Raw genomic sequence first — 24608 nt, forward strand, 5'->3', positions numbered from 1 at the left:
GGGCGGCCGCGCGGGGGGCGCCGGGGCCGGGCCGATTGGCGCGGGCGGCGCCGGGCACCCGGGACGCATGATTGTCGATCACAGCCGGGCGCCGGTTCTGGAAGCTCTGGAGGACTATCACCGCAAGGGGCGGCTGGGATTCTCGCCGCCGGGGCACAAGCAGGCCCGCGGCGCCGATCCCGCGGTGCGCGCGGTGCTCGGGGACGCCGTGTTCCTGGGGGACGTGCTGGCCTCGGGCGGTCTGGACGACCGGCTCACCCGGGGCCAGGTGCTGGAGCGGGCCCAGGAGCTGATGGCCGACGCGGTGCACGCGGACCACACCTTCTTCAGCACCTGCGGCAGTTCGCTGTCGGTCAAGGCGGCGATGCTCTCGGTCGCGGGTCCGCACGAGAAGCTGCTGATCGGGCGGGACGCCCACAAGTCGGTGGTGGCGGGGCTGATCCTGTCCGGGATCGAGCCCGTGTGGGTGGAACCGCGCTGGGACGCGGAGCGGCACCTCGCACATCCGCCGTCGGCCGAGGAGTTCGACCGGGCCTTCGACGCCCACCCGGAGGCGCGCGGCGCGCTGGTCACCAGTCCGACACCGTACGGTGCCTGCGCGGATCTGCGGGCGATCGCCGAGGTGTGCCACCGGCGGTCGCGTCCGCTGATCGTGGACGAGGCGTGGGGCGCGCACCTGCCCTTCCACCCCGATCTGCCGTCCTGGGCGATGGACGCGGGTGCCGACATCTGCGTGACCAGCATCCACAAGATGGGCAGCGGTCTGGAGCAGGGTTCCGTCTTCCACCTGCGGGGCGACCTGGTGACGCCGGCGCTGCTGGGGATGCGTGCGGACCTGCTGGACACCACCAGCCCGTCGGTGCTGATCCACGCGGGGCTGGACGGCTGGCGGCGGCAGATGGCGCTGCACGGCAAGGAACTGCTGGGCGCCACGCTCGATCTCGCGGCCGACGTCCGGGCCGCCGTCGAGGAGATCGACGGAATGCACGTCGACGACCGCGACGACTTCTGCGGCCCCGGCCTCGCGGACGACTTCGACCCGCTGCCCGGCGTCATCGAGCTCGACGGCCTCGGGATCACGGGGTACCAGGCGGCGGACTGGCTGCGCGAGCACCGGGGCGTCGACGCGCATCTCGTCGACCACCGCCGCATCGGGACGCAGATCACCCTCGGCGACGACCGGGAGACGACCGGCGAACTGCTCTCGGCGCTGCGGGACCTCGCGCGTGCCGCGCGGGATCTGCCCGAGGCGCCGCGGGTGGAGGTGCCGTCCCCCGACGGGCTGCGGATGGAGCAGGCCCTGCTGCCGCGGGACGCGTTCTTCGGTCCGGCCGAGGACGTGCCGGTGAGCGAGGCCGCCGGGCGGGTCGCGGCGGAGATGATCACACCGTACCCGCCCGGGATCCCGGCCGTCTGCCGGGCGAGCGGCTCACCGAACCGGTGCTGCGCTATCTGCGCACCGGGCTGGCCGGCGGGATGAACCTGCCGGACCCGACGGACCCCGGACTGGAGACGATCCGGGTCGTCGACGAGCGCGCGGAGTGACACCGGAAGGACGCCGGAGTGAAACGGCTCACCCGGGCCGGTCCCGGTTCCGTGGCACCCCCGGAGATGGTTTATCGTTCATCCATACGTGGTGACGGAGTCGACGTCCGGTCCTCCGTGCGCCACCGCTTACGGCCCTGGCTGGTTTCCCCCGTCCAGCCAGGGCTTTTTCATGCCCCGGCTCCGGTACGCGCGCGGGCCGGAGGCCTGCGGGACGGCCGGTCCGGGCCCGGCGGCGGAACTTTCGTCCGCCGAGGTGCCCCGTGCGGCGCCAGCGGCTGAAATGGGCGTAGGGAAAGCACCGGAACCGACGCCCGGCGAGGAGCCCCGCCCCATGACCAAAGCGATCAAACTCCTGACCGTCCTCCCTCCCCCGCAGCGGCAGCGCCTGATGACGCTCGCCCGGGAGGTGTCGTTCCCCGAGGACGCCCGGATCTTCGAGGCGGGAGGCACCGCCGACCGCTTCTGGGTCATCCGCTCCGGCGCGGTCTCCCTGGACCAGCAGGTGAACGTCCTGCACCGGATGACGGTGGCCGGCCTCGGCGCGGGCGACCTGCTGGGCTGGTCCTGGCTGTTCCCGCCCCACCAGTGGGACTTCGGCGCCGTGGCCTTCAGCCCGGTGCGCTCCTACGAGTTCGACGCGGCGGCCGTGCTCCGGCTGTGCGAGGAGGATCCGCGGCTCGGGCTGACGCTGGTGCGCGGGGTCGCCGAGATCCTCGCCCACCGGCTGGAGATGACCCGGGGTCAGCTGATGGAGCAGTACACGATGCACCGGCGGAGCGCGCTGTAGACCGGCCTCGCACCCGGTGGCGGCGCGGCACCGGCACCGCGGCGGCCGGGGCCGGCATCACGACGACGGCCAGGACCCCGCCGCCGGCCGCGGCCGTCCGGGATTCGGTGTCGCAGCGCCGGGTGTTCCCGGTTTCCCCGTCCCCGGGGTCCGGGCCGGCTCAGCTCCCGGCGACGAGGGTGACACCGAGGACGATCATGGTGGTGGCGACCAGGGCGTCCAGGACGCGCCAGGCGGCCGGCCGGGCCAGGAAGCGGCTCAGCAGGCGGGCGCCGAACCCGAGCGCGGCGAACCAGCAGACGCTGGCCAGCGCCGCGCCGAGGCCGAAGGTCCAGCGCAGCGGGCCGTGGTCGGCGGCGACCGAGCCCAGCAGGAACACCGTGTCGAGGTAGACGTGCGGATTGAGCCAGGTCAGCGCGAGGCAGGTGAGCACGGCCCGGCGGCGCGACCGCGCGGACTCGCCCTCCGTCTCCAGTCCGGTCCCGCCCGGCCGGACGGCCCGGCGGGCGGCCAGGGCGCCGTAGCCGAGCAGGAACGCGCCGCCGATCCAGCCGACCGCCGTCAGCGCACCGGGCCACGCCACGACCACCGCGCCGATCCCGCCGACGCCCAGGGCGATGAGCGCCGCGTCGGACAGCGCGCAGATGCCGACGACGGCGAGCACGGCGTCGCGGCGGATGCCCTGGCGCAGGACGAAGGCGTTCTGGGCTCCGATGGCGACGATGAGGGAGAGGCCGGTGCCGAAACCGGCGGCGGCGGTGGTCAGGGTGCTGGTCATGACGAGGACGCTACGGGCGGCACCACCGTGCAGTACAGCTAAGGATTCTTACGTACCCTTAGCCTTCGTGATGACGGATCTTCCCCTGGACCAGGTGCGGACCCTGCTCGCGGTGGTGGACGAGGGGACGTTCGACGCGGCGGCCGCCGCGCTCCACGTGACGCCCTCGGCGGTGAGTCAGCGGGTGAAGGCGCTGGAGCAGCGCACGGGACGGGTGCTGCTGCTGCGCACCAGACCGGTGCGGCCGACCGAGTCGGGCGAGGTGCTGGTGCGGCTGGCCCGCCAGGTGGCCCGGCTGGAGCGGGACGCGTACGCCGAGCTGGGGCTGAGCGGGGCCGGGGAGCCGACCCGGGTGTCGGTGGCGGTGAACGCGGACTCCCTGGCGACCTGGTTCCTCGGGGCCCTGACCCGCGTGCCGCCCGAGGCGCGGCTCTGCTTCGAACTGCGCCGGGAGGACGAGGCCCACACGGCGGCCCTGCTGCGGGAGGGGACGGTGATGGCCGCGGTGACCTCGTCGCCGGACGCGGTGCCGGGCTGCTCCGTGCGGCACCTGGGGCGGATGCGCTACCTCCCCGTGGCGAACCCGGAGTTCGCCGCACGGCATCTCGCCGGTCCGCTGCGGGACGTGCTGCCGCAGGCGCCCGTGGTGGTCTTCGACCGGCGGGACGACTTCCAGGACGGCTTCGTCCGCCGGCTCACCCGCCGACGCGCCGAGGCGAGCCCGCGGCGCCACTACGTCCCGACGTCGGAGGGCTTCGCCGAGTCCGTCGCCGCGGGCCTGGGCTGGGGCATGGTTCCCGAGGCCCAGGCCGGCCCGCTCCTGCGCGCCGGCCGCCTCACGGTCTTCGCCCCGGACCGCGAGGTCGACGTCCCCCTGTACTGGCAGCAGTGGAAGCTCGACTCCCCCGCCCTGGCGACGGTGGCCGACGCGGTCACGGCAGCGGCTGCCCGGGCCCTGCGGGGTTAGGCCCTCTCGTTCGGGTCAGGCCGGACCGGCCGGACCCTTCGGCGAGCCGGAGGTCTCCGGCCTCTTCGGGGCGTGCGCGAACGGTGACGCGTCGCACCCGTTCCGCTGTTTCACCGCGTATCGACAGGTGACCCGAAGAAGAGCAAGGCATCCAAAGGGTGCGTATCCACTCCGATCGCAGGTGACTTTCGATGGACAACTGGCGAAACCGTGCGGCCTGCAGGACCGAGGACCCGGACCTCTTCTTCCCGATCGGCACCTCCGGACCGGCCCTGCTGCAGACGGAGCAGGCCAAGGCGGTGTGCCGACGCTGCCCCGTCCGGGAGCAGTGCCTCCAGTGGGCGCTGGACACGGGGCAGTCCATCGGAGTGTGGGGCGGCACGAGCGAGACGGAACGGCACGCGCTCAAGCGGCGCACCGCCGCGCGGCGTGCTTCCGGCTGACCCCGCCTCCGGCTCTCCCGGCCCGTCGGGATCCTCCGTGGCCGGCCGCGGACGCTTTCCCTCAGCCGCCGGTCCGGCGCAGTGGCCCCCAGGGATTCTCCTGGCGGGCCACTTCCGTCTTCGCCTCGTCGATCACGGCGGGGTCGATCCAGCCCAGCGGGCGGACGTCCGCGACCAGGGGCTCGTTGTCGGGGCCGCGGCCGTTCTCCCGGCCCTTGAGCACCCAGGGGCGCACGCCGGGGCCCTTGTCCCGCGGCAGATGCGCGTAGTCGTGCAGCCTGCGGGCCACCCACAGTTCGACCGGCCGGTCCCGCCACCACCGCTCCACGTCGAGCGGGTTCGCGGACAGGCCCGGCATGGCCACGCCGGTGAGGTCGTCGGTGCTCGTCACGGCGGGCAGATCGGTCCGTGGACCGCGGGACCAGCGGACGTACAGCCCGCGGTCCCGCTCGACCAGGGCGGTGAGTTCGGCGAGGGTCCTGACGACCGGCAGATCGTCCGCTGTGCTCATGGTGATCTCCCTCCAGGGCCTCAGGCGGACGTAGTACCCGCCCGGCGGGAACGAAATCAGCCCTCCGGCCGTGGACGTCCGGCCGCGCACCGCCGGGTACGCCGCAGTACGCTCGCACGGCACCACCGGAAGGGGCCGATCATGAGCGTGCGCCTACGCCGTGTCCACGAACCGCCCGAGCCGGACGACGGGGTCCGCGTCCTGGTCGACCGGCTGTGGCCGCGCGGTCTGACGAAGGACGCGGCGCGGGTGGACGAGTGGCCCAAGGGACTGACCCCGTCGACCGGGCTGCGCCGCTGGTACCACGCGGGCGAGGGATCGTACGAGGAGTTCCGCGAGCGCTACGAGGCGGAGCTGGCCGCTCCCGAGGCCGCCGAACTGCTGGACCGGGTGCGCGAGCTCGCCGGGAAGGGCCCCGTGACGCTGCTGACCGCGTCCAGGACACCGGAGCGCAGCCACGCCGAGGTGCTGGCCCGCCTCCTGGACGGCTGAGCCCGAGTCGCCGGCCGGCCCGGTCGGCGGACGGCCGGCGGTCCCCGTCCACCCCGCCGGCCGTGCCGTGCGCCGCGGCGTCCGCCCTACGCCGTCTGCCCGGCCGCCGCCCGCCCCGCCGCGCGGCCCGAGAAGAGGCAGCCGCCGAGGAAGGTGCCCTCGAGTGCGTTGTAGCCGTGGACGCCGCCACCGCCGAAGCCCGCGGCCTCGCCGGCCGCGTACAGCCCCTCGACCGGCCGGCCGTCGGCACCGAGCGCGCGGGAGTCGAGGTCGGTCTGGATGCCGCCGAGGGTCTTGCGGGTGAGGATGTGCAGCTTGACCCCGATCAGCGGGCCGGCCGCCGGGTCGAGGAGGCGGTGCGGCGTGGCGACGCGGCCGAGGCGGTCGCCGAGGTAGCGGCGGGCGTTGCGGATGCCCTGCACCTGGGCGTCCTTGCTGTACGCGTTGCTCATCTGGAGGTCCCGGGCCTCGATCTGGCGCCGGACGGCGGCCGCGTCGAGCAGGGGCTCGTCGGTGAGCGCGTTCATCTTCTCGACCAGCTGTTCCAGGGTGGGGGCGGTCACGAAGTCCGCACCGTTGCGCAGGAACGCGTCCACCGGTCCGGGGGCGCCCTTGCCCAGGACCCGTTCGCGCAGGAACCCGGCCCGGTCCTTGGCGGTGATGTCGGGGTTCTGCTCGGAGCCCGACAGCGCGAACTCCTTCTCGATGATCCTCTGGGTGAGGATGAACCAGGAGTGGTCGTACCCGGCGATGTCCTCGGTGGTGCGCAGGTGCCTCAGCGTGCCGAGGGTGTCGTAGCCGGGCAGGCAGGGCTCGGGCAGGCGGCGGCCGAGGGCGTCGAACCACATCGAGGACGGTCCCGGCAGGATGCGGATGCCGTGCCCGGGCCAGATCGGGTCCCAGTTGCGCAGGCCCTCGGTGTAGTGCCACATGCGGTCCCGGTTGACCAGCCGCACACCCGCGCGGGCGCTGATGTCGAGCATCCGCCCGTCCACGTAGGCCGGGACGCCCGTGACCATCTCGCGGGGCGGGGTGCCGAGCCGCTCGGGCCAGTGGCGGCGGACGGTGTCGTGGTCGGCGCCGATGCCGCCGCTGGCGACGATCACGGCTTGGGCGGTGAGCTCGAACGCGCCGACCGCCTCGCGGCCGGAGGCGACGCCGCGCGGTGCGTCGTCCTCGGCCAGCACGGTGCCGCGCACCCCGCGGACGGCGCCGTCCTCGACGACCAGGTCGTCGACCCGGTGGCGGTGGTGGAAGGTGAGCAGTCCGTCGCGCGCGGCCTGCCGGGCGTACCGGACGAAGGGTTCGACGACGCCGGTTCCGGTGCCCCAGGCGATGTGGAAGCGGGGCACGGTGTTGCCGTGCCCGTCCGCGCGGAGATCGCCGCGCTCGGCCCAGCCGACCGTGGGCAGGAACCTGATGCCGTGCCCGTCCAGCCAGGACCGCTTCTCCCCCGCCGCCCACTCGACGTAGGCCCGCGCCCAGCGCACCCCCCAGCTGTCCTCGTCGTCCAGCCGGTCGAAGCCCGCGCTGCCGCGCCAGTCGCTCCAGGCCAGGTCGAAGGAGTCCTTGATGCCCAGGCGCCGCTGCTCCGGGGAGCCGACGAGGAACAGCCCGCCGAAGGACCAGAAGGCCTGGCCGCCGAGGTTGGCGGCGTTCTCCTGGTCGACCAGGGCGACCCTGCGGCCCCTGCTGGTCAGTTCGTGAGCCGCGACCAGGCCCGCGAGGCCCGCTCCGACGACGATGACGTCGGCATCCATGGTGAGAGGTCCCTTCCTCATCCGCGCCCGCGCGCGGCCGGCTCGGCACCGCCGTCGGTGAGCAGCGCGGTCAGCAGTTGTTTCAGCCAGGCGCGGGCGCGTACGACGTCCCGGTCCAGCAGCAGTTGGGTGGTGACACCGTCGTACGCGGCGACCACGGCGTGCGCGGCGCCGTCCACGTCGCCCAGGACGGCGGGCAGTTCGGTGTGGCCGCGGGCCCGGGCCAGCCGGTCCGCGATGGTCCGCCGCAGCCGCGCCCGGTGCTCCAGCAGCCCGCGTGCCACGTCCGGGTCACGGGCGGCGTGCACCAGGAAGTCCGTCTTGACCAGCAGCCAGTCACGGTCGAGCAGCAGCACCTCGGTGACCCGGTCCACGGCGGCGGGCACGTCGAGGTCGGGTCCGTCCAGGGCCAGGGCACCGGAGACCTGTTCCGCGATCAGCTCGGCACGCTCCGCGTACAGGGCGAAGAACAGCTCGTCCAGGCCGGCGAAGTTGGAGTAGAAGGCGCCCCGGGTGTAGCCGGCGGCCTCGCAGACCTCCTCGATCGAGACGTGCCCGAAGCCCTTGGCCGCGAACACGGAGAACGCCGCCCGGAGCAGGTTCGCGCGCGTGCGGGCACGGCGCCTGGTCACGCGTCCGGTCGTGCCGTCCACCGCCATGTCCGCCCCTTCGTTCGATACGGGAACGTATCCGATGCGCCGGTGCATCCAAAGACCTCGGAGCGACGGAACTCGTCACACCGTCCGCGCGGCGCGGACCGGTCTGCTGCCCGCCGCCCGCCGGCCCGGTCTCCCACCGTGCCGGAAGCCTGTCCTCCCCCGTCCCGCTCCCCCACACTGGGCCGCACCTTCGGGAGGGGAGGAACGATGAGCGCGGACACGCAGCGGCCGGCGGGTACCGGCCGGCGCGGGGAGCTGGACGCGTTGCGCGCCCTCGTCGTCCTCGGGCTGGTGTTCTTCCACTCCGCCCTGGTGTTCTCCCCCGACGACGACTTCTACGTCAAGAACCCGCGGACCACGGACGCGGTCACCGTTCTCGCCGGGTTCGGCGTGGTGTGGGCGATGCCCGTGCTCTTCCTGGTCGCCGGCCTGGGCGCCCGGCACTCGATCCGCCGCCGCGGGGCCCGGGGGTTCGCCCGGGGACGCCTGCCGCGCCTGGGCGTACCTGCTGTTCTTCCTCCACGGCTTCGCCCTCGCCGACGACGAGCGGATCCGGGAGGTGACGCGCCGCGCGGCCGTCCCGGTCGGCGTGCTCGGGCTGGTGCTGTTCGCCGGGACCGCGCCCGGATGCGTCGCGGGGGGCGACCCGTTCACGGCCCGGACCCCCTCGGCGCTGGGCACCCAGGCGCTGTTCGGGGCGGCCGGGTGGTGCTGGACGGTCGCGGTCCTCGGCCTGCTGGACCGGCCCGGGCGCGCGCGGGCGGAGCGGGGCGGCGGGGTCACGGCCCTGCGGTATCTGGCGCTCGCCGCACTGCCGTTGTACGTCCTGCACCAGCCGGTGGTGGTCGCCTTCGCGTACGGGGTGGTCGGATGGCCGGCGCCGATCGCCGTCAAGTACACGGTGATCGTGACCGCCTCGCTGGCGGTGATCCTCCTCGTGTACGAGTACGGGGTGCGCAGGAACCCGGTGACGCGCTTCCTGTCCGGAATGCGGCCCGGGCTCCGCTCCCGGCCCGCCCGGGAGCCGTCGAGGCCGGTCCCGCCGCTCCCGCCGTCCTCCTGACCTGCTTTCCTGGTGCCGGACGACCGGGACGACGAGAGCGCGGGACCACCATGCGGGCGGATGTGCGGCACGTGGCGGACGGCATCTATCTGGTGCACGGCACCCACACCAACTGGGTGATCCTCACGGAGGGGGACGCCGTCACGCTGGTCGACACCGGCTACCCCGGCGACCGCGAACGGCTTCTCGACTCGCTGACGCAGGTGGGAAGTTCACCGGAGGCGGTGGCCGCCGTGCTGATCACCCACGCCCACAACGACCACCTGGGCTCCGCCGAACACCTGCGGGCCGCGTACGGCACGCCCGTGTACGCCCACGAGGCCGAAGTCCCGCACGTCCGGCGGGACTTCCTCCACCAGGTGACCGTCGGACAGGTCCTGCTGGGCGCCTGGCGCCCGGGCGTGCTGCCCTGGGCGCTGCGCGCGCTGCGCTCCGGCGGGACGGCCGACGTGGCGGTCACCGCGCCCGAGCCGTTCCCGCGGCCGGGCCCGCTCGATCTGCCCGGCCGGCCCGTTCCCGTGCCCACGCCCGGCCACACCGACGGGCACTGCGCCTTCCACCTTCCCGGCCGCGGGGTGGTGGTGTCGGGCGACGCCCTGGTGAGCGGTCACCCCATCTCGCGGATCAGGGGGCCGCAGCTGCTGCCGGACATGTTCCACCACGAGCGCGCCGCCGCCGTGGCCTCGCTGGACGCCCTGGCGGCGCTGGACGGCGACCTGCTGCTGCCCGGGCACGGCCCGGCGCACGAGGGGTCCGTCCGGGACGCCGCCCGCCTGGCCCGCGAGCGGGCGCAATAGAGTGAGGTGACGATCACCCGGGAGACGAGGACACTCGAGGCATGGCCCTGCAGATCAACGCGACCAACCCGGAGCACCCCGCGCTCCTGTTGGCACTGCCGTGGCACCTGCCCCTGGAGGAGTGGCCGGAGGAGTACCTGGTGCCGCTGCCGCGCGGCATCTCCCGGCACGTGGTGCGCTACGCCCGCGCCGGCGACGAGGTGATCGCGGTCAAGGAGCTCGCCCAGCGGCCCGCGCTGCGCGAGTACGAGCTGCTGCGCGACCTGGACCGGATCGGCATCCCCGCGGTGGACCCGCTCGCCGTGGTCACCGGCCGCACCGACCGCACCGGGGAGCCGCTGGAGAGCGTCCTGGTCACCCGGCACCTCGGCGGTTCGATGCCGTACCGGTCGATGTTCGAGACGACGCTGCGGCCGGCGACCATGCACCGCCTGATGGACGCGCTCGCGGTGCTGCTGGTGCGGCTGCACCTCGCCGGGTTCGCCTGGGGCGACTGCTCGCTGTCCAACACGCTGTTCCGGCGCGACGCGGGTGCCTACGCCGCCTATCTCGTGGACGCCGAGACCGGCGATCTGCACCCGGAACTGAGCGTCGGCCAGCGCCAGTACGACCTCGAGCTGGCCCGCGTGAACATCAGCGGCGAGCTGCTGGACCTGGAGGCCTCCGGGGCGCTGCACCCGTCGGTCGACCCGATCGACTTCGGCGCCGAGATCTGCGCCCGCTACCAGGGCCTGTGGGAGGAACTGACCCGCACCTCGGTCTACCCGGCGGGCAAGTACCACTACATCGAGCGCCGCATCCGCCGCCTGAACGCCCTCGGTTTCGACGTGGCCGAGATGCAGATCGAGCACGCCTCCAACGGCGACACGGTGACCTTCGTGCCCAAGGTCGTCGACGCCGGGCACCACCAGCGGCAGCTGCTGCGCCTGACCGGGCTCGACGCCGAGGAGAACCAGGCCCGGCGGCTGCTGAACGACCTGGAGAGCTGGATGGCCACCCAGTCCGACTACGCCCCCGGCGATCCCCTCGGAGCGCGTCCGGAAGTCCTCGCCCACCGCTGGGTGCGGGAGGTGTTCCGCCCCACCGTGCGTGCCGTCCCGCCGGAGCTGCGCGGCGCGATGGACCCGGCGGAGATCTACCACGAGCTCCTGGAGCACCGCTGGTACCTCTCCGAGCGGGCCCAGCACGACATCGGTCTGGACACGGCGGTCGAGGACTACATCAGGAACGTCCTGCCGAGGGCCCGGGAGACGCTGCAGCCCGCGACCGACTGAGGCGGGGCCGGGTCAGGCCTGCGGCACCACGGCCACCGGGCAGTCCGCGTGGTGCAGCACCCCGTGGGCCACCGAGCCGATCCGGGCGCCGACGGCCGTGCGGCGGTCGCGGCGGCCGACGACCATCAGCTGGGCCGTGCCGGCCACCGACAGCAGCACCTGGCCGGCGCTGCCCATCTCCACGTGCTCGACCACGCGCACGTCCGGGTAGCGCTCCCGCCACGGCGCGAGCGCCGCCGCGAGGGCCTTCTGCTCGTACGGCTCCAGTCCCCCGGCCTCGTCGAGGAGCTTGAGCGAGGCGGGGCTGTAGGCGAACATCGGCGGCAGGGTCCAGGCGCGGACGGCCCGGACGGTGGCTCCGCGCCGGGCGGCGGTCTCGAAGGCGAAGCCGAGCGCGGCGGCGCTGTCCTCCGGGTCGCCGTGCTGGCCGACGACGATCTCGTGCCCGGCGACCTCGCTCGACGGCTGGTCCCCGGCCCGGACGAACACCACCGGCCGCCGGGTCTCGACGATCACCTGCTGGCCGACCGAGCCGACCAGGAAGCCCACGAGCCGCCCGTGCCCGCGCGAGCCGAGCACCAGCATCTCGGCGTCCGCCGCGACACCGACCAGGGTCTCGACGGGGTCGCCCTCGAGGGCGTCCGTCGTCACGGCCAGCTCCGGGTGCCGCTCGGCGACGGTGCGGGCCGCCTCGTCGACCGACTCGCGCACCCACCGCTCCTGCGTGGCGGCGTCCCCCGTGTCCACCGCGTCGTGCGCCTGGAACCGCCAGGCGTGCACCACCCGCAGCGGCAGCCCGCGGCGCACCGCCTCCCGCGCCGCCCAGGCCAGCGCGGCGAGGCTCTCCTCGGTTCCGTCGATCCCTGCGGTGATCGGGCGCGTCATGCGGTTCCTCCCGGTGTCGTGTCCCTTGCGCGCGGTCCAGTCTTCCCCACGCCGCCGCCATGACTCCCGCGTGGGAGCGGGTGGTGGTCGACGCGGCCGGCGCGGCCCCGTCGCCCTCGCCCGCGCCTCCGGCAGCGCCCGGGTGAGGGGCACCATGCTGCGCACACCGGACTCGGCGGGAACCACCGCACCCGGCTGATCGTTGTCCGGACACCCCCACCGGTCCGGTACGGCGACAACAGGGCGGTGCGATGAACGAGTTGGTCCCCGGCGGCAACCTGGCCCTGCCGGGCGGTGCCGTGACCGTCCGGGTGCCCGGGCCCTTCGACGTGTCCGCGCTGATCACCGACGACGGCGGCACGGTCGGGGGTGACGGCGACTTCGTGTTCTACAACCAGCCGTCAGCCCCGGGCGCCCGCCTCAGCGGCGACACGCTCACCGTGGACCCGCGGGCGCTGCGCCCCGGCGCCACCCGGGTCACGGTGGCCGTCAGCGCCGCCGAGCCCGGCACCGTGCTGAGCGACCTGCCCTCCCCCGCGCTCCGGGTCAGCGACTCCGGCGGGCGCCTGCTCGCCCGGTTCTCCCCGCCCCGTCCCGGGCAGGAGGCGGTCCTGCTCCTCGCGGAGATCTACCGGCGCGGCGAGGGCTGGAAACTGCGCGCCCTGGGCCAGGGGTACGCCGACGGACTGGCCGGTCTCGCCCGGGACTTCGGGGTGGACGTGGAGGACGGCGGGCCGGTCGCCGCGAGCCCGGCACCCACCGGTCCCCCGGCGCCGGGGAACGCTCACGGACCCGTCGCCCCGCCGCGCCCCGCGGCCCCACCGCCCCCGGCCGCCGTGCCGCCCGCTCCGTCCGGATTCCTCGATCTGGTGAACTCGGCCCGGGCCGCCGCCGGTTCGCCCCCGGTCACGCACGACGCACGGCTGGCCGACGCGGCGCGGGAACACGCCGACGTGATGTCGAGGGCCGGGCGCCTCGGCGTCGAGGGCGTGGACGGCGTCTCCGTCCACCAGCGGGTCGTCGCCGCCGGGTACGCGTATCTCGCCGTCGGCGAGCACCTGGTCTCCGGCCCCCGCGCCGTCGCCGGGTTCGTCGACCACTGCCTGCGCCACGACGCGGCCCGGCGCACCGTGTGCGACCCGGCCTTCACCCACGCCGCCCTGGGATCTGCCTGCGACGGCGGGTCCGGTGACGTCTACTGGACGGCGCTGTGGGCCAGTCCGCTCACCCCGGACGGCCTGGACCGGACCGCCGCCGAGGTCATCGGCCTCACCAACCGGGAGCGCACCCGCGCCGGACTGCCGCCCCTGTCCCGCGATCCCCTGCTGGCGGCGGCCGCGCAGGCGCACAGCGCCGACATGGTGGCCCGCGACTTCTACTCCCACACCGCGCCCGACGGCAGCAGACCCTGGGACCGGGCCGCGGCGGCGGGCTCCGCGCGACGGACGATCGGCGAGAACATAGCCTGCGGCCAGCGTTCGGCCGCCGAGGTCGTGCGGGGGTGGATGAACAGCCCCGGTCACCGCGCCAACATCCTCAAACCGGACTTCACCCATGTCGGGGTGGGCTTCGCGGGCGGTGGCCGGGCGGGCACGTACTGGACCCAGCTCTTCGGTGCCTGACGCCGGGTCGTCCGGTGCCGTCCGCACCCGGTGGTGGCGCGGGGACGGAGTCCGGGCGAGGATGCCCCCATGAAGGGTGACCTGTTTTCCAGTCGGCACATGGTGCAGCCCGCCACGGCTCCGGGCATGACGGTCCAGAACGCCAAGTGCCTCAGGTACGCGGTGAACGGCGAGATGCTCGCCCGGCAGGGCGCGATGGTCGCCTACCGCGGCAATCTCCAGTTCGAGCGCAAGGGCCAGGGCGTGGGCGGCATGCTCAAGCGAGCGGTGACCGGCGAGGGCCTGCCGTTGATGGCGGTGCGCGGACAGGGCGAGGCCTGGTTCGCGCACGAGGCGCAGAACTGCTTCATCGTCGAGGTCGACCCCGGCGACGAGTTCACCGTCAACGGCCGCAACGTCCTGTGCTTCGACTCCACGCTGTCGTACCGCATCGCGACCGTGAAGGGGGCCGGCATCACCGGCGGCGGCCTGTTCAACAGCGTCTTCACCGGGCACGGCCGACTGGGACTGGTCTGTGAGGGCGATCCGCTGGTCATCCCGGTCTCGCCGCAGTACCCCGTGTACGTGGACACGGACGCGGTCGTCGGCTGGACCGCGGGCCTGGCGACCTCGCTGCACCGTTCGCAGTCGCTCGGCTCGATGCTGCGCGGCGGGTCGGGGGAGGCCGTGCAGCTGGTGCTGCAGGGCGAGGGTCATGTCGTCGTGCGCCCCAGCGAGGTGACACCGCAGAAGGCACAGCAGCACTGAGCGGCCTCCCGGACTCACGGCTTCGCCCGGACCGGCGGTCCCGCAGTGATCTGCGTCTCACGGGCAACCCGGCCGTCCCCGCCGACATCTTGACCGGCAGCAGGTGATGCCCCGGCCTCCGGGCCGGGGCATCTTTCCGATTCCCTATACACGCCATGTATAGACACCGTATATACACATGTTTTATACGCGCAGTGCATACATGGGCGTGCGTCCGGACCGAAAGGCTTCGATGTACGGCAAGGCATTCGCCCCGGAATACCAGGGCGCCCTCACCACCCTGTCGGTGAACTCCTCCCTGACCGATGTACTGGCCGCGGGTACCGAGCAGTTGAGAGCGGCCGAGCGCGAGGGCCGGCCCGGTGAGGCGGCGCGCTCCGGGCTCGCGGTGGCCGAGGCGCACCGCCGGCTGGGGCGCGTCGAGGAGGCCGACCGGGCGTGGAAGGCGAGTTACCGCGCGGCCCGTGCGGCCGGGGACGTGGCGGCGATGGCCTGGGCGCTGTGGAGCGGCGGTACCCTCGCCCGGCAGCGCGGCGCGTTCCCCCTGGCCCGCCGCCTGCTCGGCCTCGCGGCCGAACTCGGTGAGCGCGGCGGGGACGTCGTCGTACGGGGCTACTCCCTCGCCGGACTGGCGGAGACCGGCCGGATCCAGGGCGACTACGAGGCGGTCGGCCGGCTGCACGAGCAGCTCCTGGCCGAGGCCCGGCGGCGCGGCGAGGCCCGGCACACCGTCTGGGCGCTGGAGGGCATCGCGCAGATGCACCGCAACACCGGTGCCCACGACACCGCGTACGCCCTGTTCGAGGAGGCGGCTCGGATCGCCGCCCGGGCCGAGGACCGGCGCGGTCACGCCTGGGCGCTGCGCGGACTCGCCGACGTGGTGTCCGTGCGGGACAAGGACACCGAGCGCGCGCTCGCTCTGCTCTCCGAGGCGGAGGCGACGTGCCGCGCCATGAAGCTCTCCGGCGCCCTGGCCTACAACCACAAGATGCGCGGCAACGTCCTGTACCGCGCCGGGCGTTACGCCGAGGCCCGCACGTGGTACGAGCGGGCGCTCGAGGAGTTCCGCACCATGAGCGAGCCGCGCGGGGAGGCGCTCTCCCGGCTGGGCCTGGCCAAGTCGCTGGCCCGCCTGGGCCGCGACCCCCGCGAGACGGCCGCCGAACTGGCCGGTCTGGCGCGGACACTGGACAGGATCGGCCTCAGGCACGCCCGGGACATGGTCGCGCGGGCCCAGGAGGAGTTCGGCGTGGGCACCGACGCGGTGACGGAGGCCGCCCGGTGACGGCGCTCGGCTCCGCCGCACCGGTCCTCGCTCCCCAGGTCCTCGACCGCTGCCGGGCGTTGGTGCAGCCCGCGCTGGCGGAGGCCGTGGGGCGGCTGCATCCCTGGGTCGGCGAGATGGCGGCGTACGCGTTCGGCTGGTGCGAGGTCGGCGGCGCCCCGGCCGCGGCCCCCGGCGGCAAGGGCGTACGGCAGGCGCTGGCCGTGCTCGGTGCCGAGGCGGCCGGCGCGCCCGGCCGGGCCGGGGTGGCCGCCGCGGTCGCCGTGGAGCTGGTGCACACCTTCTCCCTGCTGCACGACGACATCATGGACGGCGATGCGGCCAGGCGCCGCCGCCCGGCCGTGTGGAAGGCCTACGGCACCGGGCCCGCGGTCCTGGCGGGCGACGCCCTGTTCGCGCTGGCCGTCGAGACGCTCGCCGCCCGGCCGGGCGGCCCCGCGGCCGTCCGGACCCTGTCGGCCGCACTGGGTGATCTGGTGCGCGGGCAGGCGGAGGACCTGCTGTTCGCCGCCCGGCCCTGGACGGGGCCGGAGCGGGTGCGGCCGGACGAGTACCGCGTCATGGCCGAGCGCAAGACGGGGGCGCTGCTGGGGTGCGCGGCGGCACTGGGCTCCGTGCTCGGCGGTGCCGCCGCGGAGACGTCCGCGGCGCTCGACCGTGCGGGACGGCACCTCGGGGTCGCCTTCCAGATCGTCGACGACGTCCTGGGCGTCTGGGGCGACCCGGCGGTCACGGGCAAGCCCGTGCACGGCGATCTGCGCGAGCGGAAGAAGACGTTCCCGGTGCTGGTCGCGCTTCGGACGCCGGCGGCCCCGCGCCTCGCCGCGCTCCTGGAGTCGGGCGCGGATCCGCAAGAGGCGGCCGCGCTGATCGAGCAGGCGGGCGGCCGCTCGGCGGCGCGCACCGAGGCACGCCGTCACCTCGCGGCCGTCGAGGCCGCGCTCACCGCCGTACCGCTGGAGGAGGGGGCGGTCGCCGACCTGCGGTCGCTGCTCGGCTTCCTGGTCCGGCGGGACCTGTGATCCGGCCGCTCCCGCGGCGGCCCGGCGAACGGTGTTGACCTCGGCCGTCCTCCCGGGTGAGGGTTCGTCACGGCACGGATCACGTCCCCCGTGCCGGAGAGGCGGCAGCCGTGATCGGGATCCTCGACATCGAGGCCGCGGCCGAGCGGATCGCCGGGCACGTGGTGCGGACCCCGACCGTGCCGAGCCCCGGGCTGTCGGCGCTGCTCGGCGTCCCGGTCACCGCGAAGCTGGAACTGCTGCAGCGCACCGGTTCGTTCAAGGCGCGGGGTGCGGCGGCGAAGCTGCTGTCGCTGAGCGAGGCCGAGCGGGCGGCCGGGGTCGTGGCGGTGAGCGGCGGCAACCACGGGATCGCCCTCGCGGTCATGGCCTCGGCCCTCGACGTGAAGGCCACGGTGGTGATGCCGCGTTCGGCGCCCGCCCGGTCCGTGGAGATCGTGGAGTCCTCCGGCGCGTCGGTGCGGCTGACCGACGACATGGACGGCGCGTTCGCGCTCATGCCACGGCTCCAGCGGGAGGGGCTGACCCCGGTCCATCCCTTCGACGACCCCGTGGTGATCGCCGGGCAGGGCACCGTGGGGACGGAGTTCGCCGCGGACGCCGGTGACCTCACCGACGTGCTGGTGAGCATCGGGGGCGGCGGACTGGTCGCCGGCGTGGCGACGGCGCTGCGGGCGCTGCGGCCCGGGGTGCGGGTCTGGGGCGTGGAGACCGAGGGCGCGCAGGCGATGTCCGAGGCGCTGGCGGCGGGCGGCCCGGTGCCGGTCGCGCTGTCCTCGATCGTCTCCACGCTCAGCGCTCCGGCCGTGTCGCGGCTGACGTACGAGCATGTCTCGGAGCTGGTCACCGAGGTGCTGGTGGTGCCGGACCGGGAGGCGGTGCGGGGCTCGCTCGACCTCGCGGACCACGCCAAGGTGTGGGCGGAGCCGGCCGCGGGCTGTCTGCTGCCCGCCGCGCGGCGGGTGCTGGAGCGGGTCGGCGAGGGGGCCCGGCTCGGGCTGGTGGTGTGCGGGGGCAACGTCACCACCGGAGACATGATCGCCTGGGCGGACCGCTTCGGGCTGCGCTGAGCGTCCTCGCCCGCGCGGACGGGTGCACACGGTGGCGCCGCCCCGCGCCCCTCCTCTCCCTTACCACCGGTTACCGGCATTTTCCCGGGCCCTCCCTTGAACGGACCCCGCCCGGTCCCCCGTACCTCCGGGAAAGGGGGAACCAGCGGTTTCGAAGAGGGATGGCCATGGGCAGGGCGCACGTCTCCACGCACCGGTCGGTCGGCGGACGGTACCGGCTGGTCGAGATCACTCATCGCGAGACCAACAGCGTCTGCTGGTACGCCGACGACCTGCAGACGGGCCGTCCGTGCCTGGTCACGCGGACCGGGCTGCCGGAGGATCCGGGCGGCGCCGCGCGCCGTGTCCCTTCCCGCGTCCTGCGGACGACCGAGAGCGTGTCGCGGCTGTGCCCCGGCCGGATCGCCACCGTCGTCGACGCCGTCGGCGAGGACGGCTCGCTGTGGACCGTCACCGCCTGGATCGACGGCACACCGCTCGGCGAGGTCATCGCCGAGCAGGGCACCCTCAACCACGTACGGACCGCCCGCATCGCGCTGGAGCTGCTCGACGTGCTGGACGCCGCGCACGCCGAGGGCATCACGCACGGGGAACTCAGCCCCGGCCAGGTGTTCGTGCGGGAGGGCGGCCCCGTGGTCGTCACCGGGTACGGTCTGGCCGGCTCGACGTCCGTGCCCCGGCTCACGGCACCGTCGTACGCCGCTCCGGAGCAGGCCCGCGACGAGCGGACCGGTCCGGCGGCGGACCTGTGGGCGCTGGGCGCGATCCTCTACACGATGCTCGAGGGGCGGCCGCCGTTCCGTGACCGGGGCCGGCCCGCGTCCACGCTGAAGGGGGTGGACCGGCTGCCGCTGCGCACACCGGTGCGGGCCGGTCCGCTCACCCGGGTCGTCCAGGGGCTGTTGCGCAAGGACCCGCGCGAGCGGCTGACCCGGCAGGTGGTCCGCGAGGTGCTCACCCGCGTGCTCAGCGAGGACCCCGGGGCCGCCCCGGGGGCCGTGCCGGGCCCCCGGCTGCGCGGCGGGTACACCACCCCGCGGTACGCCGGCCGGGAGTGGAGCGGACGGACGATGGTCCTCGGCACCACCCTGGCCGTCGTCACCGTGGCGGTGGCCGTGCTCGCCGCGACGCAAGGGCTGCCCGGCACCGGCTCCGCAGCCCCCGCGCCGACGGCCCCGACGGCCTCCGCGCCGGGCGGTCCGCGGGCGCCCGGCGACCGGGGGACCGCCCGGCCGCCGGCCGCGCCCGCGCCCGCCCCCACCCCGCCCCCCTCGGGCACGGCGGCTCTCCCGCCCGGCTACCGGACCTACCGTGCGCCGGAGGGCTTCTCCGTCGCGCTGCCCGAGGGCTGGGAACGGCTGGGCACCTCGCGCGCCGCCGGCCTGGCCTACCGTGTCACCTTCGGCGCGGACGGGGATCCACGCACGCTCGCCGTCACCTACAGCGAGCGCGTGGGGCCGGACGCCGTGGCCGTGTGGCGGGACGATGTGGAACCGCGCCTGGAGCGGTCCGGCGGCTACGAGCGGATCGGCTCGATCCGCGCGACGACGTACCAGGGGCGCGAGGCCGCCGACATGGAGTGGTACGCCGAGGCCGACGGCAGCCGGCTGCGCACCTTCGGCCGTGGACTCCTCCTGGGCGGCGGGCGCGGCTTCTCGCTGCGCTGGACGACGCCGGCCGCCGACTGGGGCGACGCCGCGAGCCGGGAGGCGCTGCGGGCCTTCCTGCGGACGTTCCGCCCGGCCTCAGGCTGAGCCGCGCGACGGGGGTCCCCCCTGTCCGGGCGGAGCCGGGGGCCTGGGGGAGCGCAGCATGCGCAGGGGCGCCCGGTGCAGCGGGCGGGTGTGCCAGCGGGCCGTGAAGGTCCGGTCCGCGAGGGAGCACGTGACCGTCAGCCGGTGCGGGGTGTCCAGGAACACCACGTCCACGGCGAGGGTGCCGTCCCCGGTCCAGCCGCCGCTGACGGCGGTGGGCAAGGGCTCCTCGGCGGTCGTCCACCCCGGCCCGCCGAGCCGCGTCCCGAACCGGTGGCCGTCGTCGGTGAGGCACAGCGTCCAGCCGCCGTCGGCGTCCTCCGTGACCTCGGCCGCGGTCAGGGTCGGCTGGTCGGCGCAGGACCCGCCGTACGGGGTGAACAGGGCGGCGGACCAGTCCCGCGCCCGCTCCGGCGGTACGGGGCTCCCCTTGGCCGGCGGCAGGGCGAGCCGTTCGAGGCGCTCGCGCAGGGCGCTGTCCGCGGCCTCCCGGCCGAAGAGCGGCCCGGGACGGAAGGCGGGCAGGAGATGCCGCCAGACCAGGTTCAGGTACTCCTGCATCCGCTCGGTCGCCGTCGTGGCGGCGATCACCGCGTCGTGCTCGGGCAGGACCAGGCAGAACTGCCCGTACGCCCCGTCGCCGCGGTACCCGTGCCGGGACATCCAGAACTGGTGGCCGTAGCCCCGGTCCCAGTCCTGCCGGTCCTGCTCCCCCATGGCCCCGGCGGTCGGCATGTGCGGGCGTGCGGCGCGGGCGACCCATCCCTCGGGCAGCAGCCGTTCGCCCTGCCAGACCCCGTCGTTCAGATACAGCAGGCCGAGCCGGGCGACGGCGTCGGTGGTGGCGTGCAGTCCGCTGAAGCCGATCTCGCGGCCGGTGCCGTCCCGCAGCCACAGCGCCTCGCCGATGCCCAGCGGGTCCAGCAGCCGCGGCCGCAGATAGGCGGTGAGGGACTGTCCGGTGACGCGCTGCACGATCGCGCCGAGCGTGTAGGTGTTGGGCTGGTTGTAGGCGAAGACCGTGCCCGGATCGCGGTCCGGGGGCAGCAGCAGGAACCCGCGCACGGGTTCGGCGGGGTCGGCGCCGTACGCCTCGTCGACGGTCTCGCCCTCGTGGCCGCTGGCCATGGACGCCACGTGCCGCACCCGTATCGCCCGGCTGCGCGGGTGGGTGACGTCGGCCTCGAACTCCGGGAAGTACGACAGCACCGGGGCGTCGAAGTCGATCAGCCCCTCGGCCTCGGCGAGGGCGGCCGCGGTGACCGTGAAGCTCTTGCTGAGCGAGTAGAGCAGATGCGGGCGTGAGGCGGTGTACGGGGCCCACCACCCGGAGGCCACGAGGTGGCCGTGGCGCAGGATCATCAGACTGTGCGGCTCGATGTCCGGGGCGGCTTCGAGGGCGTCGAGGAAGGCGTGGACGCCGGACGCGTCCACGCCCTGGACGGCCGGGGCGGCGGCGGGGAGCGGGCGGGCACTCATGCAGGGATCCTGCCCGGCCACCGACGGGTGATCCACCGTTTTCCCGTTCCGCGACCGGGGACCCGGGCATCATGGTGCGAATCGGATACACGATGATGACCGAGCAGGCCGGACCCCGTGAGCTGGTCGGTCATGTGGTGCGGGCCGAGGAGGCGGGCTTCGACTTCTCGGTGACCTCGGACCACTACTTCCCCTGGCTGCGCTCACAGGGTCACTCGCCGTACGCGTGGAGCGTGCTGGGCGCCGCCGCACAGGCCACCTCGCGCATTCCGCTGATGACGTACGTGACGTGCCCGACGTTCCGCTACCACCCGGCGGTGGTGGCGCAGAAGGCGGCGACGATGCAGTTGCTGTCCGAGGGCCGGTTCCGGCTGGGGCTCGGCTCGGGCGAGAACCTCAACGAGCACGTGGTGGGTGGTGGCTGGCCGTCCGTGGACGTGCGGCACGAGATGCTCGAGGAGGCGGTGGAGATCATCCGTGCCCTCTTCGAGGGCGGTCACGTCACTCGTCACGGCACCCACTTCGACGTCGAGTCGGCCCGGTTGTGGGACCTGCCGGACCAGCCGCCGCCGATCGGCATCGCGGTCTCGGGGAAGCGGTCCTGCGCCCTCGCGGGCCGGCTCGCCGATCTGGTGATCGCCACGGAGCCCAAGGCGGAGCTGCTCGACGCCTTCGACCGGCACGGCGGGGAGGGCAAGCCGCGGGTGGGGCAGCTGCCGGTGTGCTACGACCCCGACCGGGACGCGGCCGTCGAGCGCGCCCACGCCCAGTTCCGCTGGTTCGGCAACGGCTGGAAGGTCAACTCCGAGCTGCCGCACCCGGACTCCTTCGAGTCGGCGACGCAGTTCGTCACGCCGGACGACGTCTCCGGGTCGATCCCGTGCGGCAGCGACCCGGAGGACTTCGTCGAGGCCGTCCGCCCCTACGCGGAGGCCGGTTTCACCGAGATCGCCCTGGTGCAGGTCGGCGGCGAGTCGCAGCCGCGGTTCCTGGACTGGTCGGAGAAGACGCTGCTGCCGGCGCTGCGGGACGCCTTCGGCTGACACCGGAGCGCACGCGGGCCCCTTCCCTTCCCGGGTCGTGGGAAGGGAAGGGGCGGAGGATTCACCCGGAGGGCTGAGCATGGTGCGCGAACTCGGGGTACTAGAGGGCTCTACGTCGGTACTTCCCGGAGGCCCTCTCGTGAACTCGTTCGTGCACAAGACCCTGGTGGTGGAGCTCCAGGCGGGCGTCGCGGATCGTTTTCCCGTGCTCGCCCACCTCGGTTACGACCCCTCCGACCCGTTCGCCGTCACCATCGTCTTCAGCCACGACGGCCGGGTCCTCGCGCGCTGGCAGCTGGACCGGGAAATGGTCGCCGAGGGTCTCACCCGCCCGGTGGGGACCGGGGACGTGCGGCTGCGCCCGGAGTCCCGGGGTGTGGGGCGGGAGCTGCGGATGGAGTTCCTCGGTGAGGCCCACGCCGACGGCGGCCGGCACCACGCGGTGGTGTTCGCCTGGGCCCAGACGATCGGCGACTTCCTGCACGAGACGCACCGGCTGGTCCCGCCGGGGCACGAGGAGGTCCGCGTCGACGACTTCCTCGCGGACGTGCTCACGGGGAACTGAGCCGCGGGCGGGCGCGGCGCTCATCGCGCCGTATGACGGTGCCGGGTCCACATCGGGAGGCCGAACCAGCACAGCAGGTACCAGCAGACCACCCCGGCGACCAGGTACGGGACGGAGTCGTCGTGGGTCGCCACGCGCAGGATCAGCAGCAGCGAGGCGCTGGTGGTGGCGAGCAGCAGCAGGAGGCCGAGCAGGGTCAGCCGGGAGGCCCACTGCACCGCCTGGGGTTTGATGCGCCGTCCGGAGACGAGGCGGTGCAGCGACACCGGGCCGATGAGCGCGCCGGTGGCGCACGCGCCCAGGACGACGGTCACGATGTAGATCGCCTGGTCCGTGTCGGACAGGTCCGCGTACTTCGGGGTGAACACGACGGTCAGCAGGAAGCCGAAGAGGATCTGCACACCCATCTGGGCGACGCGGACCTCCTGGATCAGCTCCTGCCACATCCGGTCCGCCCTCTCCTCCTCGGTCTCGTTGCGCCCTCTGCGCCTGCTCCGGCCCTGCTCCGCGTCCGTCACGGTGCGCCTCCCTGGGTGAACGACATCGCCCTCCTGTGTTCCCGAGAGTTCCCCGTCCACCGCCCTTCTCCCGGGTCGGATCGCGGTTTGGGGGTGCGGCGCGCGGTTACACGGACCGCGATGCCGCCGAGGCGACGACAGCGAGGCCAGGAGGTCGTGGCACACATGTCCGATACCCAGCTCACCGTGACGCTCAGCGGCGGGGACGCCGACGACGCACGCACGGTCGTCCGGACCCTGGAGGGGGCGTTCGGGGCGCCGGACCAGTCGCCCTCCGACGAGAGGGCCACGGTCCGCGTGGCGACGTTCACCGGAGAGGGACGGGGCACGGCCCCGCACGCGGACGCCGGTCGTCTGTCGGCGCCGGTGACCGTCACCGTGCAGGGCACCCCGGAGGCGGTGCAGCGGGCGAGTGACACGCTCACGCGGGCCTTCGCGGCACGCGACGAGGGCACCGTCTCCGGCGACCAGGAGCAGGAGAGGCAACTGCTCCTGGAGCCGTGATTCCCCCGTGGTTCCCCCCCCCGGCCCGCCTCACCAGCGGGATTCGACCTGGTCCTTGATCCTCCGCTCGTAGAGGTCACGGATCGCCGCGAGCGTCGCCTCGGGCAGCTCCGGCAGCCGGGCGGCGGCCGTGTTGGCGCGGGCCTGCTCGGGTGAGCGGGCGCCGGGGATGACGGTGGTGACGCCGGGCTGCTGGACGATCCAGCGCAGCGCCAGCTGGGCCGGCGTGTATCCCTCCGGGGCGAGCGCCGCGAACTCGGCGGCGGCCTCGACACCGGTCGCGTAGTCGACGCCGGAGAAGGTCTCCCCCTGGTCGAAGGACTCGCCGTGCCGGTTGAAGGTGCGGTGGTCGTTCTCGGGGAAGACCGTGTCCTTCGTGTACTTGCCCGACAGCAGCCCGGAGGCCAGCGGGACGCGGGCGATGATGCCGACGCCCGCCGCACGGGCCGCGGGAAGCACCTCGCGCAGCGGCTTCATGCGGAACGGGTTGAGAATGATCTGCACGCTCGCCACGTTCGGCCGGGCGATCGCGGTCAGTGCCTCGGCGCAGGTCTCCACGCTGACCCCGTAGGCGGCGATGCGCTCCTCCGCCACCAGCGTGTCGAGGGCGTCGAAGACCTCGTCGGTGGAGTAGACGGGGGTCGGCGGGCAGTGCAGCTGCACCAGGTCGATGCGGTCGACGCCGAGGTTGCGCCGCGAGCGGTCGTTCCAGGCGCGGAAGTTGTCCAGGACGTAGTTCTCGGGGATCTGCTCGACCCGGCGGCCCATCTTGGTGGCGACCAGCACGTGCAGATCGGGCCGGCCGCTCAGGAACGACGCGATGGTCCGCTCGCTGCGCCCGTCGCCGTACACGTCGGCGGTGTCGAAGAAGGTGACTCCCGACTCGGCCGCGGCCTCCAGTACCGCCAGGGCTTCCCTGTCGTCGACGTCCCCCCAGTCCGCTCCGAGTTGCCATGTGCCGAGACCGATCACGGAGGCGTGCTGACCCGACCTGTCGAATGTGCGCTCGTCCATGGCGTCAGTCTGTCATCCGCC

The 24608-nt window shown here is 74.3% G+C and carries 24 protein-coding genes and 2 pseudogenes; 18 read left to right on the forward strand and 8 right to left on the reverse strand.

From position 1 onward, the window contains the following. Positions 1–67 precede the first annotated feature (67 nt). Together RIM90_RS00660 and RIM90_RS00665 are read left to right on the forward strand one after the other, a co-directional pair. Positions 68–1545: pseudogene (locus tag RIM90_RS00660) on the forward strand (aminotransferase class I/II-fold pyridoxal phosphate-dependent enzyme). 334 nt (positions 1546–1879) lie between these two features. Beyond that, the gene (locus RIM90_RS00665; protein ID WP_309058493.1) at positions 1880–2335 is read left to right on the forward strand and encodes a cyclic nucleotide-binding domain-containing protein; all 456 of its coding nucleotides are present in this window, start codon (positions 1880–1882) and stop codon (positions 2333–2335) included. A gap of 160 nt (positions 2336–2495) precedes the next feature. Here RIM90_RS00665 and RIM90_RS00670 read toward each other — a convergent pair whose 3' ends face one another. Then, positions 2496–3113 (reverse strand): LysE/ArgO family amino acid transporter, encoded by a 618-nt coding sequence (locus tag RIM90_RS00670; RefSeq protein ID WP_309058494.1) that lies wholly within the window; start codon positions 3111–3113, stop codon positions 2496–2498. A 70-nt stretch (positions 3114–3183) separates the two neighbouring features. On the opposite strand from RIM90_RS00670, the gene RIM90_RS00675 reads away from it, so the two are divergent. Together RIM90_RS00675 and RIM90_RS00680 are read left to right on the forward strand one after the other, a co-directional pair. Beyond that, positions 3184–4080: a LysR family transcriptional regulator ArgP gene (locus RIM90_RS00675; protein ID WP_309058495.1), complete on the forward strand. Its 897-nt coding sequence runs from the start codon at positions 3184–3186 to the stop codon at positions 4078–4080. Positions 4081–4271: 191 nt separating this feature from the next. Then, the gene (locus RIM90_RS00680) at positions 4272–4523 is read left to right on the forward strand and encodes a WhiB family transcriptional regulator (RefSeq protein ID WP_309058496.1); all 252 of its coding nucleotides are present in this window, start codon (positions 4272–4274) and stop codon (positions 4521–4523) included. A 61-nt stretch (positions 4524–4584) separates the two neighbouring features. Here the strand turns inward: RIM90_RS00680 and RIM90_RS00685 are convergent, their stop codons facing one another. Continuing rightward, on the reverse strand, positions 4585–5034 hold the full coding sequence (locus RIM90_RS00685) for a DUF6098 family protein (protein WP_309058497.1): 450 nt from the start codon (positions 5032–5034) through the stop codon (positions 4585–4587). A 141-nt stretch (positions 5035–5175) separates the two neighbouring features. On the opposite strand from RIM90_RS00685, the gene RIM90_RS00690 reads away from it, so the two are divergent. After that, positions 5176–5526 (forward strand): DUF488 family protein, encoded by a 351-nt coding sequence (locus RIM90_RS00690; protein WP_309058498.1) that lies wholly within the window; start codon positions 5176–5178, stop codon positions 5524–5526. 86 nt (positions 5527–5612) lie between these two features. Here the strand turns inward: RIM90_RS00690 and RIM90_RS00695 are convergent, their stop codons facing one another. Continuing rightward, complete coding sequence (locus tag RIM90_RS00695) at positions 5613–7286, reverse strand: FAD-binding dehydrogenase (RefSeq protein ID WP_309058499.1); 1674 nt, start codon at positions 7284–7286, stop codon at positions 5613–5615. A 17-nt stretch (positions 7287–7303) separates the two neighbouring features. Continuing rightward, entirely contained in the window at positions 7304–7945 is a 642-nt protein-coding gene (locus RIM90_RS00700) for a TetR/AcrR family transcriptional regulator (protein WP_309058500.1), read from the reverse strand. 207 nt (positions 7946–8152) lie between these two features. Between RIM90_RS00700 and RIM90_RS00705 the strand changes: the two are divergent. The 4 genes and pseudogenes from RIM90_RS00705 to RIM90_RS00720 all read left to right on the forward strand — a co-directional run. After that, positions 8153–8429, forward strand: a pseudogene (locus RIM90_RS00705) (acyltransferase); the annotation flags it as partial. Between the two features lie 66 nt (positions 8430–8495). Next, the gene (locus RIM90_RS00710) at positions 8496–9008 is read left to right on the forward strand and encodes an acyltransferase family protein (RefSeq protein ID WP_309058591.1); all 513 of its coding nucleotides are present in this window, start codon (positions 8496–8498) and stop codon (positions 9006–9008) included. A gap of 50 nt (positions 9009–9058) precedes the next feature. Then, positions 9059–9805 carry an MBL fold metallo-hydrolase gene (locus RIM90_RS00715; protein WP_309058592.1) on the forward strand — a complete coding sequence of 249 codons (747 nt, stop codon included), beginning with the start codon at positions 9059–9061 and terminating at the stop codon, positions 9803–9805. Between the two features lie 41 nt (positions 9806–9846). Next, the gene (locus tag RIM90_RS00720; RefSeq protein ID WP_309058501.1) at positions 9847–11079 is read left to right on the forward strand and encodes a DUF4032 domain-containing protein; all 1233 of its coding nucleotides are present in this window, start codon (positions 9847–9849) and stop codon (positions 11077–11079) included. A gap of 12 nt (positions 11080–11091) precedes the next feature. Here RIM90_RS00720 and RIM90_RS00725 read toward each other — a convergent pair whose 3' ends face one another. Then, a complete protein-coding gene (locus RIM90_RS00725) occupies positions 11092–11964 on the reverse strand; it encodes a universal stress protein (protein ID WP_309058502.1) in 873 nt (290 codons plus the stop codon). Positions 11965–12215: 251 nt separating this feature from the next. Here RIM90_RS00725 and RIM90_RS00730 point away from each other — a divergent pair, with 251 nt between their 5' ends. From RIM90_RS00730 to RIM90_RS00755, 6 genes are all read left to right on the forward strand, one after another. Next, positions 12216–13586, forward strand: coding sequence for a CAP domain-containing protein (locus RIM90_RS00730; RefSeq protein WP_309058503.1), 1371 nt, complete (start codon positions 12216–12218; stop codon positions 13584–13586). Between the two features lie 69 nt (positions 13587–13655). Further along, a complete protein-coding gene (locus RIM90_RS00735) occupies positions 13656–14333 on the forward strand; it encodes an AIM24 family protein (protein WP_309058504.1) in 678 nt (225 codons plus the stop codon). A 232-nt stretch (positions 14334–14565) separates the two neighbouring features. After that, positions 14566–15618, forward strand: coding sequence for a tetratricopeptide repeat protein (locus RIM90_RS00740; RefSeq protein WP_309058505.1), 1053 nt, complete (start codon positions 14566–14568; stop codon positions 15616–15618). Continuing rightward, positions 15615–16640 carry a polyprenyl synthetase family protein gene (locus RIM90_RS00745; RefSeq protein ID WP_309058506.1) on the forward strand — a complete coding sequence of 342 codons (1026 nt, stop codon included), beginning with the start codon at positions 15615–15617 and terminating at the stop codon, positions 16638–16640. Before RIM90_RS00740 ends, RIM90_RS00745 begins: the two co-directional genes overlap by 4 nt. Before the next feature lie 110 nt (positions 16641–16750). Beyond that, entirely contained in the window at positions 16751–17710 is a 960-nt protein-coding gene (locus RIM90_RS00750) for a threonine/serine dehydratase (protein WP_309058507.1), read from the forward strand. A 167-nt stretch (positions 17711–17877) separates the two neighbouring features. Continuing rightward, a complete protein-coding gene (locus tag RIM90_RS00755; RefSeq protein ID WP_309058508.1) occupies positions 17878–19464 on the forward strand; it encodes a serine/threonine-protein kinase in 1587 nt (528 codons plus the stop codon). Here the strand turns inward: RIM90_RS00755 and RIM90_RS00760 are convergent. Then, on the reverse strand, positions 19456–20943 hold the full coding sequence (locus RIM90_RS00760; RefSeq protein WP_309058509.1) for a serine hydrolase domain-containing protein: 1488 nt from the start codon (positions 20941–20943) through the stop codon (positions 19456–19458). The genes RIM90_RS00755 and RIM90_RS00760 overlap by 9 nt on opposite strands. Positions 20944–21014: 71 nt before the next feature. Between RIM90_RS00760 and RIM90_RS00765 the strand changes: the two genes are divergently transcribed. Beyond that, positions 21015–21986, forward strand: a complete 972-nt coding sequence (locus tag RIM90_RS00765) for an LLM class F420-dependent oxidoreductase (protein WP_309058510.1) — start codon at positions 21015–21017, stop codon at positions 21984–21986. Between the two features lie 139 nt (positions 21987–22125). Beyond that, on the forward strand, positions 22126–22551 hold the full coding sequence (locus RIM90_RS00770) for an SsgA family sporulation/cell division regulator (RefSeq protein ID WP_309058511.1): 426 nt from the start codon (positions 22126–22128) through the stop codon (positions 22549–22551). A gap of 20 nt (positions 22552–22571) precedes the next feature. On the opposite strand, the gene RIM90_RS00775 is transcribed toward RIM90_RS00770, so the two are convergent. After that, positions 22572–23069 carry a DUF6328 family protein gene (locus RIM90_RS00775; protein ID WP_309058512.1) on the reverse strand — a complete coding sequence of 166 codons (498 nt, stop codon included), beginning with the start codon at positions 23067–23069 and terminating at the stop codon, positions 22572–22574. Positions 23070–23234: 165 nt separating this feature from the next. Between RIM90_RS00775 and RIM90_RS00780 the strand changes: the two genes are divergently transcribed. After that, positions 23235–23573, forward strand: a complete 339-nt coding sequence (locus tag RIM90_RS00780) for a hypothetical protein (RefSeq protein WP_309058513.1) — start codon at positions 23235–23237, stop codon at positions 23571–23573. Between the two features lie 30 nt (positions 23574–23603). On the opposite strand, the gene RIM90_RS00785 is transcribed toward RIM90_RS00780, so the two are convergent. Continuing rightward, positions 23604–24587, reverse strand: coding sequence for an aldo/keto reductase (locus RIM90_RS00785; protein WP_309058514.1), 984 nt, complete (start codon positions 24585–24587; stop codon positions 23604–23606). Positions 24588–24608 lie beyond the last annotated feature (21 nt).

It is taken from the genome of Streptomyces sp. (genome assembly GCF_031181555.1).
GTDB lineage: Bacteria > Actinomycetota > Actinomycetes > Streptomycetales > Streptomycetaceae > Streptomyces > Streptomyces fimbriatus.

Bases quoted from the DNA above. Each gene is read 5' to 3' on its own strand.
- RIM90_RS00665 (WP_309058493.1), top strand. From the start codon at position 1,880: ATGACCAAAGCGATCAAACTCCTGACCGTCCTCCCTCCCCCGCAGCGG.
- RIM90_RS00785 (WP_309058514.1), bottom strand. From the start codon at position 24,587: ATGGACGAGCGCACATTCGACAGGTCGGGTCAGCACGCCTCCGTGATC.
- RIM90_RS00760 (WP_309058509.1), bottom strand. From the start codon at position 20,943: ATGAGTGCCCGCCCGCTCCCCGCCGCCGCCCCGGCCGTCCAGGGCGTG.
- RIM90_RS00730 (WP_309058503.1), top strand. From the start codon at position 12,216: ATGAACGAGTTGGTCCCCGGCGGCAACCTGGCCCTGCCGGGCGGTGCC.
- RIM90_RS00780 (WP_309058513.1), top strand. From the start codon at position 23,235: ATGTCCGATACCCAGCTCACCGTGACGCTCAGCGGCGGGGACGCCGAC.
- RIM90_RS00735 (WP_309058504.1), top strand. From the start codon at position 13,656: ATGAAGGGTGACCTGTTTTCCAGTCGGCACATGGTGCAGCCCGCCACG.
- RIM90_RS00680 (WP_309058496.1), top strand. From the start codon at position 4,272: ATGGACAACTGGCGAAACCGTGCGGCCTGCAGGACCGAGGACCCGGAC.
- RIM90_RS00700 (WP_309058500.1), bottom strand. From the start codon at position 7,945: ATGGCGGTGGACGGCACGACCGGACGCGTGACCAGGCGCCGTGCCCGC.
- RIM90_RS00715 (WP_309058592.1), top strand. From the start codon at position 9,059: ATGCGGGCGGATGTGCGGCACGTGGCGGACGGCATCTATCTGGTGCAC.
- RIM90_RS00740 (WP_309058505.1), top strand. From the start codon at position 14,566: ATGTACGGCAAGGCATTCGCCCCGGAATACCAGGGCGCCCTCACCACC.
- RIM90_RS00695 (WP_309058499.1), bottom strand. From the start codon at position 7,286: ATGGATGCCGACGTCATCGTCGTCGGAGCGGGCCTCGCGGGCCTGGTC.
- RIM90_RS00670 (WP_309058494.1), bottom strand. From the start codon at position 3,113: ATGACCAGCACCCTGACCACCGCCGCCGCCGGTTTCGGCACCGGCCTC.
- RIM90_RS00720 (WP_309058501.1), top strand. From the start codon at position 9,847: ATGGCCCTGCAGATCAACGCGACCAACCCGGAGCACCCCGCGCTCCTG.
- RIM90_RS00675 (WP_309058495.1), top strand. From the start codon at position 3,184: ATGACGGATCTTCCCCTGGACCAGGTGCGGACCCTGCTCGCGGTGGTG.
- RIM90_RS00755 (WP_309058508.1), top strand. From the start codon at position 17,878: ATGGGCAGGGCGCACGTCTCCACGCACCGGTCGGTCGGCGGACGGTAC.
- RIM90_RS00690 (WP_309058498.1), top strand. From the start codon at position 5,176: ATGAGCGTGCGCCTACGCCGTGTCCACGAACCGCCCGAGCCGGACGAC.
- RIM90_RS00725 (WP_309058502.1), bottom strand. From the start codon at position 11,964: ATGACGCGCCCGATCACCGCAGGGATCGACGGAACCGAGGAGAGCCTC.
- RIM90_RS00685 (WP_309058497.1), bottom strand. From the start codon at position 5,034: ATGAGCACAGCGGACGATCTGCCGGTCGTCAGGACCCTCGCCGAACTC.
- RIM90_RS00765 (WP_309058510.1), top strand. From the start codon at position 21,015: ATGGTGCGAATCGGATACACGATGATGACCGAGCAGGCCGGACCCCGT.